General features: G+C 66.8%; 12 protein-coding genes. 5 read left to right on the top strand and 7 right to left on the bottom strand.

The features are described from left to right. From P2424_RS30000 to P2424_RS29985, 4 genes are read right to left on the bottom strand one after another with little or no spacing between them, the layout of a single operon-like run. Positions 1-1,848 carry a hypothetical protein gene (locus P2424_RS30000; protein WP_276479196.1) on the bottom strand — a complete coding sequence of 616 codons (1,848 nt, stop codon included), beginning with the start codon at positions 1,846-1,848 and terminating at the stop codon, positions 1-3. Then, entirely contained in the window at positions 1,841-2,602 is a 762-nt protein-coding gene (locus P2424_RS29995) for a hypothetical protein (protein ID WP_276479195.1), read from the bottom strand. The genes P2424_RS30000 and P2424_RS29995 overlap by 8 nt, the downstream gene beginning before the upstream one ends. A 3-nt stretch (positions 2,603-2,605) precedes the next feature. Continuing rightward, a complete protein-coding gene (locus P2424_RS29990; protein ID WP_276479194.1) occupies positions 2,606-2,920 on the bottom strand; it encodes a hypothetical protein in 315 nt (104 codons plus the stop codon). Further along, complete coding sequence (locus tag P2424_RS29985) at positions 2,917-3,768, bottom strand: hypothetical protein (RefSeq protein ID WP_276479193.1); 852 nt, start codon at positions 3,766-3,768, stop codon at positions 2,917-2,919. Before P2424_RS29985 ends, P2424_RS29990 begins: the two co-directional genes overlap by 4 nt. 398 nt (positions 3,769-4,166) lie before the next feature. On the opposite strand from P2424_RS29985, the gene P2424_RS29980 reads away from it, so the two are divergent. From P2424_RS29980 to P2424_RS29965, 4 genes are all read left to right on the top strand, one after another. Further along, positions 4,167-5,189 carry a peptidoglycan DD-metalloendopeptidase family protein gene (locus tag P2424_RS29980; RefSeq protein WP_276479192.1) on the top strand — a complete coding sequence of 341 codons (1,023 nt, stop codon included), beginning with the start codon at positions 4,167-4,169 and terminating at the stop codon, positions 5,187-5,189. Then, positions 5,186-5,806: a hypothetical protein gene (locus tag P2424_RS29975; RefSeq protein ID WP_276479191.1), complete on the top strand. Its 621-nt coding sequence runs from the start codon at positions 5,186-5,188 to the stop codon at positions 5,804-5,806. Before P2424_RS29980 ends, P2424_RS29975 begins: the two co-directional genes overlap by 4 nt. 375 nt (positions 5,807-6,181) lie before the next feature. Then, a complete protein-coding gene (locus tag P2424_RS29970) occupies positions 6,182-6,343 on the top strand; it encodes a hypothetical protein (protein WP_276479190.1) in 162 nt (53 codons plus the stop codon). Further along, positions 6,340-7,419: an ATP-binding protein gene (locus P2424_RS29965; protein WP_276479189.1), complete on the top strand. Its 1,080-nt coding sequence runs from the start codon at positions 6,340-6,342 to the stop codon at positions 7,417-7,419. The genes P2424_RS29970 and P2424_RS29965 overlap by 4 nt, the downstream gene beginning before the upstream one ends. Before the next feature lie 169 nt (positions 7,420-7,588). Here the strand turns inward: P2424_RS29965 and P2424_RS29960 are convergent, their stop codons facing one another. The 3 genes from P2424_RS29960 to P2424_RS29950 all read right to left on the bottom strand — a co-directional run bounded on the left by P2424_RS29960 (position 7,589) and on the right by P2424_RS29950 (position 12,373). Then, a complete protein-coding gene (locus P2424_RS29960; RefSeq protein WP_276479188.1) occupies positions 7,589-10,039 on the bottom strand; it encodes a SpoIIE family protein phosphatase in 2,451 nt (816 codons plus the stop codon). 448 nt (positions 10,040-10,487) lie between these two features. Then, positions 10,488-11,441: an IS481 family transposase gene (locus P2424_RS29955; protein ID WP_276474075.1), complete on the bottom strand. Its 954-nt coding sequence runs from the start codon at positions 11,439-11,441 to the stop codon at positions 10,488-10,490. 632 nt (positions 11,442-12,073) lie between these two features. Next, positions 12,074-12,373, bottom strand: a complete 300-nt coding sequence (locus P2424_RS29950; protein WP_276476415.1) for an integrase core domain-containing protein — start codon at positions 12,371-12,373, stop codon at positions 12,074-12,076. 23 nt (positions 12,374-12,396) lie between these two features. Between P2424_RS29950 and P2424_RS29945 the strand changes: the two genes are divergently transcribed. Continuing rightward, a partial coding sequence (locus P2424_RS29945) for an IS30 family transposase (RefSeq protein ID WP_276479187.1) occupies positions 12,397-13,341 on the top strand: 945 nt, incomplete at its 3' end.

Genomic DNA, 13,341 nt, shown 5'->3' with positions numbered 1-13,341 from the left:
TCAGCTCCCTTCGGACGGGGTCTCGGGCGGCGGCGGTGCCGGCGCGGGCGGTGGCGGCGCGGGCGACGGCGGTTCGGCCTCGGAGGAGGGCGATTGCTGCGGTGCCGGAGCACCCCCCGGTGCCGGGGCCTCTTCGTTCTCTTGGCCTCCGCCTCCCCGCCGCGAGACGACGACATTGCGTCCGCCGTGGGCGGCGTGGTCGAGGCCGGCATGGGCTGCGGTGTTCTGTGCGGTGCTCTCGAGCACGTCCTTGCCGACGGCGGCCAGTTGAAGTCCCATGCCGACTGTTCCGCCGACCTTGGAGCCGAAGCTGCCGCCCTTGCGGCCCATCATCGCCTTCGACCAGAAGCCGCCACCGCCACCGCCGCCACCACCACCGCCCCCGGAGGAGCCCGCGTTGTCGGACTCGAGGGCCTTGGTGTAACCGCCGCCTCCGCCGACCATGCCCGCGCCCGTCATCGCCGGGTTGTGGCCGCCGAAGCTGCTGGACATCGAGGAGCCGAGCGAGCTGAGCATGCCCGAGGCCGCGCTGTTCCCGGCTCCGGCGGTGGTGAACGTCATGAACTTGGCGATGGAGGGCCAGGCGAAACACGAGAGTACGAAGATGATCAGGCCGACGATGACGTTGCGTACGCCTTCGGCATGGCTCATCGCCGAGAAGCCGATGCTGAAGCAGATGACGATCACCGGCTTCATCAGGATCAGCGTGATCAGCGCGTTACGGGCCTTGGGCCACCACTCGGTCGACGCGTCGGACATCTGCCCCGCGAGGGCGATGGGCATCACGGTGACCAGGATCATGATCCCCGCCTGGCGGACGAGCATCTCCACCCACAGCCCGCCGATCGCCAGGATGCACAGGATGCTGATGACGATGACGAAACCCACGGCAGCCGGGGCGACCCCGCTGCCGGTGATCAGCGCGGTGCCTGCGGTGGCTGCCCCACCGCCGCTCACCAGACCGGCGAACATGGCGCCCAGCTGCTCCTTCATCGCCTCCGCAGCGTCCTCCGAGGTGCCCGTTCCCTCGCCGTTGAAGCTGTAGTTGATCAGTGCGGTGCTGAAGGTGTCCGACCAATTGAGGGCAACCTGGGTGGCCGTCACATAGACCCCGAGGATCACCCCCCACTTGGCCAGGCCCGTGATCGCGGTGACCAGAGGGGCACCCTTCTGGGAGATCGCCAGCTTTCCGAACTGGATGAGCAGCAGGAAGGTCGCCACGAGGGCAGACATCCCGATCATGATTCCCATGATCGGGCCTATTCCGGTCTTGGAGAGGTTGATGGTGGAGATGCTGTTGAACGAGTCGGCGAACTGCTTGAGCAGCCAGACAACCGAATGCCCGAGCCCGGAGGCGGCCTCCTCAAGCGCGCTGGCGGCGGCCTCGGAGAGCTTCCCGGCCACCCACTCGCGAATCGGGTTGGCCGGTGACGGATACTTGTAGGACGCCTGCGTCATGCAGTCCTGGAAGGCTCGTTTCTCCTTCTTGACGCAGTTGACAAGGTATTTTTTGATCTTGTCGTAGTTGGGCTGGTTGTGGTCGGCCTTCTCGATCCACCTCTCCAGGTGAGTCACCTCGGCCTTGTGTGCTTCCTTGGGATCGTGTGAGCCCTCTCCGACGCAGAGCGTCCCGGGTAGTTCGCAGTCGCGGGGCGGGCGACAGTTCCGGTCGATGTCCACATCGCAGTACTCGCCGGTTGTCGTACTGATACCGGGCCGGCCGGCGGCTATTTCCTTGGGGATGGGGTCCGGCGGCTTGGCACCGGCGAAGGCGGGCGCCCCCAGCGACAGGAAGACGAAGACCGCGGCCACCAGCACCGTCCCGCACCGGGCGAGTGTCCTAACCATCGGTGACCTCCCGCCAGCCGTCCTGGAACGCGTAGGTGCCGTGCGGGTCATAGCTGCGCGGCGGAGTCGACTTCTTCACCCACTCCTTCTTCTCCGTGACCTTCCAGTCGCCCTGCTTCCAGGTCAGGATCAGGTTGTCCACCTGGTCCTCGAAAGGGTCGCCGTTGGCCCCCTCGCCAGGGGTGGTGGCATAGCGGTCGAAGACCATCCACACCTCGATCACCTCGCCTTTGGTGTCGAGGCTCCGGATCAGTGCGGCCTTGACGGCGGTGGTGAAGGTGGTCTCGTTCGGAGGGCCACCGGAAGGGGGCAGCCCTACTCCTTCGCGCAACTTCCGCACCCTTGACACTCCGTTGCGCACGGCCGGATCCGAAGGACTCGCGGCGATGGTCCGCAACTGCCGCTCGGCGGCCTGGTCGTCGATCAGGCTCAGATCCTGCCAGTAGGAGACGGCGGCCGACGTGGCGCCCTTCGCCGTGTGTGGGAAACCCGTACCGATCCCGTTCTTGGCGGACTCGGGCTTCACCAACCGCACCGGTGGAGCCGTGGCCGGGGTGTACTTCGTGTACTTGCCCGCGGCGGGAGCCGGGGAGGCGGAACCGCTGCGGTCCGGGACTGGCTTGGCCCGGGGCGAGTCGCCGTCGCCGAAGCCCTGAGCAGCCAGCAGACCGCCGGCCGCCAGGGCCGCGGCAGCAACCGTGCCCATTGCGATGAGACGCAGCCGAGCGAGCCGCGCCTTGGCCCGGTAGTCCATCCCTCAGCCCTTTTGGGTCATGTTGTAGAAGGTCATGACCAGGCCCGAAGTCACCCCGATGCCCATGCCGGCGATCAGACTCCAGACGATGGCCTGCTTGCCCCGGGCGGCAAGTCCGCCGCGTTCACTGTTGTGGCCGATCGCCACGCACGCCCAGCCGGAGAGCCCGCCCAGCACGGCCAGCGCCAGGCCGATGCCTGCGGTCCAGCCGAGTATCCGGCCGGTCGGCGTCTGGAGAGTGCCGGGAACGGACGGCTTGACATCCGGAACCACCGGGCCGTCGGCAAGGAGGCGGAGGGCTTCAAGTGTGGAGCTCATGCGGGCACCTTTTCGGGGGCGACGTGGGCGTCGAAGGACAGGGGCGCGGGCACAGGCGCCGCCGGAAGCGGATCCCCCCACGCTGCGTGGGCGGAAGCGAGCACGGCCCGTGCCAGATCGTGTCCCGCCGCCAGGGTTTTCGGCCTGACACGGTGGGAGTCGCTCATTCCATGCGTGCAGATGTGCGGGTCATAGGGCACGGAGACCACAGCGAAAGCATGTGACTGGAGCATCGTGGCAGCGGCCCGTACAGGTGCCGGCGGACGGCCCTCCCCGGTCGAGGTGAGGGCGACGACGCTACGCCCCAAGGGCAGCCCCTCGGCCACGGCCGCTTTGACGGCGACCTGGAGCGCCTGCACGCCCGGACCGGTGGCGGCCGCGCTCAGGACGGGAATAGCGAAGGGGAGCGAGCACCACGACGAGGTCTGGCCGCTCCGTCCGGCACACCGCGCGGCGATGATGTCCTGGGCCATGGCGTGGGGAGTGTCGGCGACGACGGACTGCCAGCCGCCGCCGGCCGCGAGCTGGTGCCAGGCCGCCGGGTCCGTGGGCAGTGCCAGGGGCGCACTGCCCCAACTCTGATGGTCCGTCAGCACCTGCCATATGTGGCCCTCCGGCGTACGACAACGGGAGGCGGCCTGCTGTATCTGCTGCCTGGTGACGGGCCGGTCGGGCGGTACGGACAGCAGCCCGGCTCCGGGTTCCGCGCACCAATGCGGCCAGGGCGAAGCCAGTCGCGGCGCGGTGTCCAGAACGACCGAAGGGCCGAACGAGGAGAAGGCTGCGGCCAGAAGTCCCGCCGTGGTGGAACGGCCGCTCCCTCCCGCGGACCCCAGCACGGGTATCACGAGGCGAACGTGCGCCGGGAGCATCTCCGGCGCTGGCGATCTCTTGGACAACTTTCCCCCGCATTTGCAGATGCACCCACTACGGAGTCGGACCTGATCGGCCGCCAAGAGCCGCGATCCTGACGTATGTTCCCCGCATTCTAGAGTCGGTTCCCCCGTTCTGGTCGGTGCCCCCGTCTCCGTATCCCACCCGAGAAGAGGAAAGGTAATATAAGTGGACTAAAGGTGATTTTGCAGGGGGCGCACCCGTCACCGTCCTGTGACGGATACTGCCCTAGAGGCGCATGGGATAGGTGTGACAATGGCGTCCCGAGCCGGACCGCCGACGTGCCCCCTCTCGCAAGGAGACGGATGCGCGGTACCAGGGGAAGCGCTCATCGCTTAAGGGGGGCGGCCAATTGGGCAAGGTGCAAATCGCGGGCGGCGCCGTGGGAGCGCTCGTCTTCGCCCTGCTCGTCGGCGTCATGCTGTTCTTGGTGATATCCGTGGACGGGGCAGACGCCAGTACTGCGTCGACGTCGGGCTCGCTGAAGATCGGCAAGGGCGGCGTGCCCGCCACCTATGCACCACTCATCCAGCAGGCCGCCGACGACTGCGACGCCGGACTGCCGTCGAGCGTCCTGGCCGCCCAACTCAAGCAGGAGTCGGGCTTCCAAGCCGACCCGGGCAAGAGCAGCGCAGGAGCCCTGGGTATAGCCCAGTTCATGCCCGGCACATGGAAGACCGCTGGGGTGGACGGCAACGGGGACGGCAGGAAGGATCCCCTCGACCCCGAGGACGCGATACCGGCGCAGGGCAAGATGATGTGCAAACTGCTGCGCACGGCCAAGAAGCACCCCGGCTACAACGGAAGCCCCGTCGAACTTGCCCTGGCCGGCTACAACGCCGGCTGGGGCAGAGTGGAGCAGTACCGCGGAGTTCCCCCCAAGTCGTTCGCCAACGGGGAGACCCACAACTACGTGAAGATCATCATGTCCAACGTCGCCTCACTGACCGGCCCCGAGGGCGGTCTTGCCACCGGATGGACCCGGCCTGTCGACGGTCCTCTGGGTACTCCTTACCACCAGCGCGGCGGCGCGTGGTCCAGCGGCATGCACACCGGAATCGACTTCACCGTCTCCACCGGCACCACCGTCAAGGCGGCCGGCGCAGGCAAGGTGGTGACCGCGGGCAGCGGCGGATCCTACGGCAACCAGATCGTCATCAAGCACGCGGACAACACCTACAGCCAGTACGGCCATCTCTCGAAGATCTCCGTCTCCACCGGGGACCGCCTCAAAGCCGGCCAGAAGATCGGCCTCTCCGGGGCCACCGGAAACGTCTCCGGTCCCCACCTGCACTTCGAGATCCGTACCGGCCCGGCATACGGCTCGGACATCGACCCCAGCGCCTTCCTGCGCAAGAGAGGAGTGAAGCTGTGACGGAAGAACCGCACTTCGCCCCTTGGGGAGTCGTCTCCGCGCAGTTCTGGGTAAGCGACACATCTGCCCCCCCGAACCCAGCCCGCCTGTCGAGTGAACCGGCCTACCCCATGCTCACCCCCGCAGCAACGCAGGAGAGCACGCAAACCCAGCACCCCCCACCTCCCCCGGAGGAGTACCGCGAACGGGTCGCGGCCATCACCTCGACCTTCACACCACCTCACGACCCCCAACGGCTGGCCTGGGCAGCCGCCCAGGCCGAACGCCTCGACCAGGAAGCCACCTCAGCCTACGGACCCGCCCACACCCACACCATCAGCGTCCGCGAACTACGCGGCTGGATCGCCCGCCTACAAGGCGACCCTGAAGCAGCAACCCACTGGGACCTGCATGTGACCCAACTCCAGAGCGCCACATGGGGCATCCATCACACGATCACACGCGCCAGCGCCCAGCGTGCGGTACGGCACTGGACCGAGATCACCGACGCCACCACCCGGATCGCTCTGAGTAGGCAACTCCTCGGCATGCTCGTCGCAGTCAGCGGAGAGAACAGCAGTCTCAGCCGACACGTGCGAAAACTGGTACGAAGAGCCCACACCGCCGACACCCGCTAAACCCTCTGGCATCACCTGTTACCCATCTGTGTCATGCTTCACTGGCTCCCAGAACTACCCCCTGGCACACTCAAAATACCCGTCACGCTGCCCCCAACTAGGTCTTTGACAACGCAGTTGGGTCGGTCAGACCAGCGAGAGCTGGGTGTGGCGAGTAGCGAGCAACGCCACTCCGGCAATCCCCCACAAGCAGCTGCTGGAGCAACGCGCTCGGACAACAGGACTCCCCCGGCACCATGCGCATCAGCAGGAGGATTGACAATGACGCCCGTTCGGCACCTGAAGCGCGCGGATCTTGATCAGCTCACACGTGCCGAACTGTTCTCACGGCTCGCTGAGGAAAGCGCCTTCTGGAAGAGACTCACAGCAAAAGAGATGAGTGAGCAGGACGTGCAGGCGTACCAGGAGTTCCTGCAGATAGCACTGACACTCCACGACCCCCGGGGCCTGGCCGATCACCTCGGCAACGTCATCGACGGACACGACGACGGCTACCTGGACGAAGTGCCAGGGGCGGCTTGCCAGGCCGCACGATGACCGACGGCGAGGCGTACACCGAGCACCTGGAAAAGCCCCCGGTACCGTGGTCCTTCACGCCGGGGACGGACGAGCTGGAATCGGCGCTGGACTCGTTCAAGACGGAATGGGATGCGCTGGTCGCACAAGGACAAGCTCGGCGAAACGTACGCAGGCAGTTCAACTCCGCACTCGCGGTGGGCAGTGACTCACTCGGCCCGCAGGAATCCGACCGGCTCGCAGGAGCCCTGGCCGAGCTGGGAATGCTGCGCCCGGGCGAGGGCACGCCCATGGCCGATGCCCGGACGGATCAGCCGCCCGCTGCCGTGTCGGACCGGAGCGTCGTCCAACCCCTACGGGGTGGGGTGCGGCTGTCCGTGCCCGGAGCACGTCTCGTCCCAACCGACGCGGTCACCGCAATGGTGGAGGCCATCGGGCACACGGTTGAGGCCCGTGGGATCGGATGCGTGTTCGGCCAGCCGGGAGTGGGCAAAACAGTGGCCGCCCATCACGCTCTGGACCTGTTGCCATCGCAGACGCCGGCCTGGCGAGCGGTCGTCGCCGTACGGCCCGACCTACCCCAGTTGCGTGAATGCCTGCTGGAGGCATGCGGTCTGCCGACGGCATCCCTGGCACGCTCCCCACAGGCGGCCGATAGCGCTCTCAAGGAGACGCTTCAGCAACCTGGTGTGCTCTTCCTCGACGACGCACAACGCCTCTCACCCCCGCTGCTGGACTACCTGCGACTGCTGTGGGACGAACCCGACACAGCCGCCGCGCTGGTGCTGTGTGGAGCGGCAGCAGAGCAGGCGATCGACAACGTCCCAGCCGTGAGCTCCAGAGTGCTGTCCTGGCACCAGACCGCAGGACTGGAACCGGACCAGCTCACCGAGACGCTGACCGAGTTCCACGACGTGTGGGCCGACGCGGAACCCGCGGACATCGCGTGGGCCGACTCCACCGTGGCCCACGGGAACTTCCGCACCTGGGCGAAGATCACCTCACACCTCTACGCCCTCGTCCAACGCAACTCCCGGACACACGTAGACCGCACCATGATCGAACAAGCATGCGCACGGCTGAGGACCTACCCATGAAGGGCACGCGAACCGACTCCCCACCCTGTCGACGCTGCTGACACTGAGCAAGAGAAGGAGCGCTCACGCCCCTCCGGGGAACGTACGGCCGCCCAGCCTTCCCACTCCCTCCCCGCACGGGCCCGATGCCGTCACGACATCGGGCCCGTTGCCTTCCTCCGCCGTGACACTACTCCGACGTCGCCATGGTCTCGTCCAGTGCTGACAGCAGAGAGGTGACCGCGGGTCCCGGGTCGGCTCTCTTGTCGTCGGCCTGTCCAAGTCTGACCCAGATGCATTTTCCGTCCTGGGTGTAACGAGCGCCCCAGCCACCGTTCATCGCCGCTGCCATCTCCCCGATCATCATCAGCCCTCGGCCGCTCTCCTCCATGAGCCGAATGGGCTGCATATGGGGCATGGATTGGCTGCCGTCATAGACCTCGATAACAAGGTCCTGACCCAAATGGAGGAGACGCAGTCGCACAGGCCCCTGCTCGGTGTGACGGATCACATTGCCGATCAGCTCGCTCACCACAAGCTCGGCGGTGAACGCCAGCTCCTCCTCGCCCCACTCACAGACCTGGGCCAGAACCTTCTTGCGGGCGCTGCCGGCAGATTGAGGATCCCAAGGAAGGTTCCAAGCGGCCACCCGATCCGAGGGAACGCGATCCAGGTGAGCGAGAAGCACCGAGGCCTCCCCTGTGGTTGTCTCGTCTTCCGCCAGGTTTGCGAGAGCGTCGCAGGCATCCTCCAGAGGAGGGACGCTTCCGAGGGAGAGGGTGCGCTCCAGTAGCCGCGCGACCTCTGGACGCAGATGTTCAGCCTCGGTCTGCGTCCCGGTGAATCCCGTCGTCGAGAGGGCCAGCAGGGACCCTGACGGCACATCGGCATGGGAGATCTCGTAGGCCAACGGTGAGGCGCCCAACCCCGGCCCGCCGTGCAGGTCGGGAAGTCTGGCCGACTCGGCCGGGGCCGCCAGGACAGGAGGCGGGTGTTCCGCGCTGACCATAGACAGCGATCCGGTCGTGGCGTCGTACAGAGCGAGCAAGAGCTGTGCCTGGAGATCTCCGGCGAGGGCTGAGGTGACGACCTCGCTCTCCCCAAGTCGCGCCATCAGTTCAGCCAGCGGGTAGTCCAGGGCAGTCAGTTCCGCCACTGTGGCACGCAACTGTCCCATGGTGATGGCTTCACTGAGTCCACCGCCCGTCACGCTGCCGCTGATCAGTGCCACCCGCCCACCGGACAGCTGAATGGCGTCGTACCAGGAACCTCCGATGTCGGTGGAACCGCCGGCCGAATGGCGAGCGGCGACGGAGACCGCCACCAGGCGAGGCAGAGCCTTGGGCTTGAGGGACCGCCACAGCTCCTGAGCGCGCGCCTGTTCGACTTCTTCGGCACGCTTACGTTCGGTGATGTCTTCGAGCATGACCGTGACGTACTCGCCGACCTGGGCGGCGCGCGCGGAGTAGGCCACCATCGAGCCTGTCTCCGGCTCTCGCAAGATCTGGAGCTCATGGGTGATGGCAGTCCCGCCGGCGGCGCGAGCACGTGCCAACATTTCCTGCAGCCCCAGCCCCGCTAGCGCTTCATCCACCTCCCAGGGCACCGCACCCACGATGGTCACACCCCGGGCTGCGCCTTGGTTGCGCATGACCATGTTGCCCCAAGCCACCCGATTGTCCATGGACATCGCGAAAACAGGGTCCGGGTGCAGTTCCTGAAGAGTGGTCAGCCACTCCAGTTTGCCGCGACGCAGCGTGACGTCCGCCAGGGTGCCGTACGCCCTTCCGGTCGTACTCTCCTCAGAATGGAAATACTGGCCCCGTTGTTCCACCCAATGAACCTGGCCGTTGGCATCAAGTACGCGATACTCGAGCGCCCGCGTCTCCCCCGTGTCCACCGCACGTCTGGTTTCCTCCAGGACCGCCGTACGGTCATCGGGGTGAATGCGCGCCAGCCATGTCTCGGGCATGTGGTCCCAGCTGTAGGGCGTCAGCCCTGCCAGCTCCACCAGTGCTTCACCGATGTCGTCCATTCTCACACCGGTGGCCTGCTCCCACTCCCAGGTGCCGACCTGAACGGTAGCCAACGCCCGACGACGCTCTTCGGGCCCATAGCGATCGCGCGAAACCCTCGGCCGGCCTGCGCACTCCGTCTCGACCTCTTCCAGCCTGCGGCCGACCACCGAGGCAAGTTCCGCCGCATACTTCTTTCGATCCGGCGGCGGCTCTCCGCCCAGCAAAGTGGAGATGGTCCCGATCAGACGGTCTTCAAGCAGCAGTGGTACGGAGAACGCACCCACGGCCCCCCAGCCCATGGGCATGCTCTCCGAGTCCCCGCCCGTGGGAGAAGGCCAAGTCCCAGCCCAAGCAGGCTCTCGATGAAGGGCGGCCTGTCCAGGAGCCGCCTCATCCAGCCGCAGATCTTCCCAGCCCCCCACGACTGTCGCAGGAAGGCCCGTTGCGGCCACCAAACGTAGAGAGCCGCCGCCCTCCTCCGACTCGACCACATGTGCCAGACCGCCGAGCCCTCCGAGGGCCACCACAATGTGCTGCAAAGCCAGCCGCAGCAGCGCGTTCTCATCAAGGTCCGAAGAGTTCGCGAGCAGATCACGACGCAAACGGTCGTCATCCCGGGTCACCTGGGCCTCCCGACCACGCCTGCCGCTATCGGCGCGATTCTTCCCATCAGTCCCGGCGAACTGTGAAGGGCACCGCAAAAGGCGCAGCTCATCGCACGTCTCCTCCTGCCAGAACTCGCTGAAGCGAACACAACAGTATCTTGAGTCAAGGTTTCCGTACGCTCATGCACAGGGCGGCATTTCGAGTCAGAGTGAGCCCCTTCCAGCCTGACGTTTGACCTGGTCAGCGAGTTGCTGTCGATCGGTAGGGATCTTCTGCAGGCGTTGGTGGTTTTTGCCTGGATGCGTGCTGGGGCGCGGACGCTCCTGCGATCCGGCGTGTGAGTTGGGGGTGTGGTGGCAGCGGGTTGGGTGTCAGCCGGGGGTGACGGGTTGTTGGCCTGTAGGCCGTCGTTTTTTCTCGTGCTGGTGGCTGTCATGGGGTGACCAGACGGCTGTCATCGGCTGGCTAGCTGTATTGCTCTGTGAGGTTGGGGACGCGGCTGGCGGGTGGTTTGCCTGCGAGTGCGGTGTGTCCGCGGTGGTGATTGTAGGTGTGCAGCCACTGCGGGAACGCGTCGCGTCGTTCCTGTTCTGACCGGTAGGGGCGGGCGTAGGCCCATTCGTCGAGCAGGGTGCGGTTGAGGCGTTCGACCTTGCCGTTGGTCTGGGGCCGGTAGGGCCGGGTTCGCTTGTGGGTGATCCCGGCCGCTGCCAGTGTGTCGCGCCAGGTGTGGGACTTGTAGCAGGCGCCGTTGTCGGTCAGGACGCGTTCGACGGTGATGCCGACGCTGGTGAAGTAGGCGTGTGCCCGGGCCCAGAAGCCGGTGGCCGTGTCCTTCTTCTCGTCGGTGTGGATCTCGCTGTAGGCGAGGCGGGAGTGGTCGTCGACGGCGGTGTGGATGTAGCTGTAGCCGGCGTTCTTGCGGGTCTTGCGGCCGGCCTGGCGGCCGAGGACCTTGTGGCCGCCGCCGTCGGGGATGTTGCCCAGTTTCTTGATGTCGACGTGGACGAGCTCGCCGGGATGTTCGCGTTCGTAGCGGCGTATGACGCGGCCGGTCGCACGGTCCAGATGGGTCAGCCGGGCCAGCCCGAACCGCGTCAGCACGCGGTGCACGGTCTGGGGCACGAGGTCCAGCAGGTGCGCGATGCGGGCCGGGCCCCACCGGCGCAGGAGGCGGACCTTGATGATCCTTCGCTCGGTCCGTGTCGGCGTCCGCCGCGGGCTGTGACGGGGACGCGAGGAGCGGTCGGTCATCCCGGCCTCGCCCAGCAGCCGGTAGCGCTCAGCCCACCGCTGAGCCGTGGTCGGCGAGACCTGGAAGCGTTCGGCAGCCCGCCGGAGCGGCCAGCCGTCCTCGACCACGCAACGGGCCAGACGCAGACGTCCGGTCTCGGTCAGGGGTGCATTACGGTGGGGCACGAGGGCCTTTCTGGTCGGTGTAGACGTCGCAATCCACACCGAACCCGGAAGGCCCTCACCCGTTCAAGATCCCTCAGCCGAGACCTGCATCACCCGTCCACAACCTCCCGAGACAGAACAGCTAGCACGCTGGTGGGCGGCTGTCACGGGATTGCTCATTCCTGTGCACATGGCCCGCAGGGGACGGACGAGCTGGAACTGGCACTGGACTCGTTCAAGACGGAATGGGATGCGCTGGTCGCGCAGGGGCAGGCCCGGCGAAACGTACGCAGGCAGTTCAATACCGCACTCGCGATGGGCAGCGGATCATTGGGCCCGCAGGAAACCGACCGACTCGCAAGAGCCCTGGCCGAACTCGGGATGCTGCGCCCGGGCGGCGTCGCGTCCACAGCCGACGCTCGCACGGAATCACCGTCCCCGCATGTGCCGGACCAGAACGCCGTCCAGCCCCTACGCGGTGGGGTGCGGCTGTCCGTGCCTGGAGCGCGCCTCGTCCCGACCGGAGCGGTCACAGCGATGGTGGAGGCCATTGGGCACACAGTTGCAGCCCGTGGGATCGGATGTGTGTTCGGCCAGCTGGGAGTGGGCAAAATGAGCTTGTTCCGCTTTGACGGACACCGTCGGTGTGGTGGTCAGGCCGCTGTGGTGGCGGCTTCGTAGTCGGCGGGGGTTCGGTAGCCGAGGCTGCTGTGCAGGCGTTTGAGGTTGTACCAGCTCTCGACCCATTCGAAGATCGCGGCGTGTGCGGTGGCTTTGCTGGGCCATGGGCTGTCGCAGGGAAGTTCCCTCTTGAGGGTGGCGAAGAACGACTCGGCCAGCGCGTTGTCCCAGCACTGGCCGGTGCGGCCGACGGACAGCCGGATGCCGAAGCTGTCGGCGAGTTCGGCGAATTCACGGCTGGTGTACTGGACGGATTCAACTGATCGTCGCAACACCTTGATCGGAAGGTGGAGCGATGGGTGCTGTGGAACGGCACAAGCAGGTTCGTGCGTACCGGGGGTTGATGCCGTCGCCGGGCAGGCCGTCGGTGGCCTGGCGTGAGGACAGGGTCAGGTTCTGGACGGAGATTGCTCGGGGTGCCAAGACCGAGGTTGCGTGCAGTGCTGCGGGGGTGTCCGGGCCGGTGGGGTTCCGCTGGTTCCGGCACGCTGGCGGCGTGAATCCGTGTCTTCCTGATGAAGTGTCCGGGCGCTACCTGTCGTTTCGAGAACGGGAGGACATCGCTGTCTGGCATGCCCAGGGCGCCGGCGTCCGCGAGACCGCCCGCAGGCTCGGACGGGCGCCGTCGACTGTCTCCCGTGAGCTACGGCGCAATGCCTCCACTCGGACCTACACGCTGGACTACCGGGCCTCGACCGCGCAGTGGCACGCTGAACGCCGGGCCCGGCGCCCGAAGACAGCCAAGCTCGTGGACAATCCAAGACTGCGAGTCTATGTCCAGGCCCGTCTGTCAGGGGACGTCACCGACGCCGGAGGCAACCGTGTCGGCCCCGAGGGCCCGGCCTGGAAGGGGCGCAACAAACCGCACCGCGGGGACAGAGGCTGGGTGACAGCATGGAGCCCGGAGCAGATAGCGCGACGCCTACCCATCGAGTTCCCCAACGACGAGGACATGCGCATCAGCCACGAGGCGATCTACCAGGCGCTCTACGTCGAGGGACGTGGCGCGCTGAAACGCGAGCTGGTGGCCTGTCTGCGCACCGGACGGGCGCTGCGTGTTCCCCGGGCTCGCGGCCGGCAGAAGGCGTGGGCCCACGTCACCGACAAGGTCCTCCTCAGCGAGCGTCCCGCCGAGGCCGAGGACCGCGCCGTTCCCGGGCACTGGGAGGGCGACCTCATCATCGGGCTGAAACGCTCGGCAATCGGAACCCTCGTCGAGCGCACCACCAGGTTCACCATG

Origin of the sequence: Streptomyces sp. WMMB303 (genome assembly GCF_029351045.1) — a bacterium.
In the GTDB taxonomy this organism is placed as follows: Bacteria; Actinomycetota; Actinomycetes; order Streptomycetales; family Streptomycetaceae; genus Streptomyces.
Note: the sequence above shows the minus strand (reverse complement) of the source record. Positions and strands in the feature narration are given on the sequence as shown.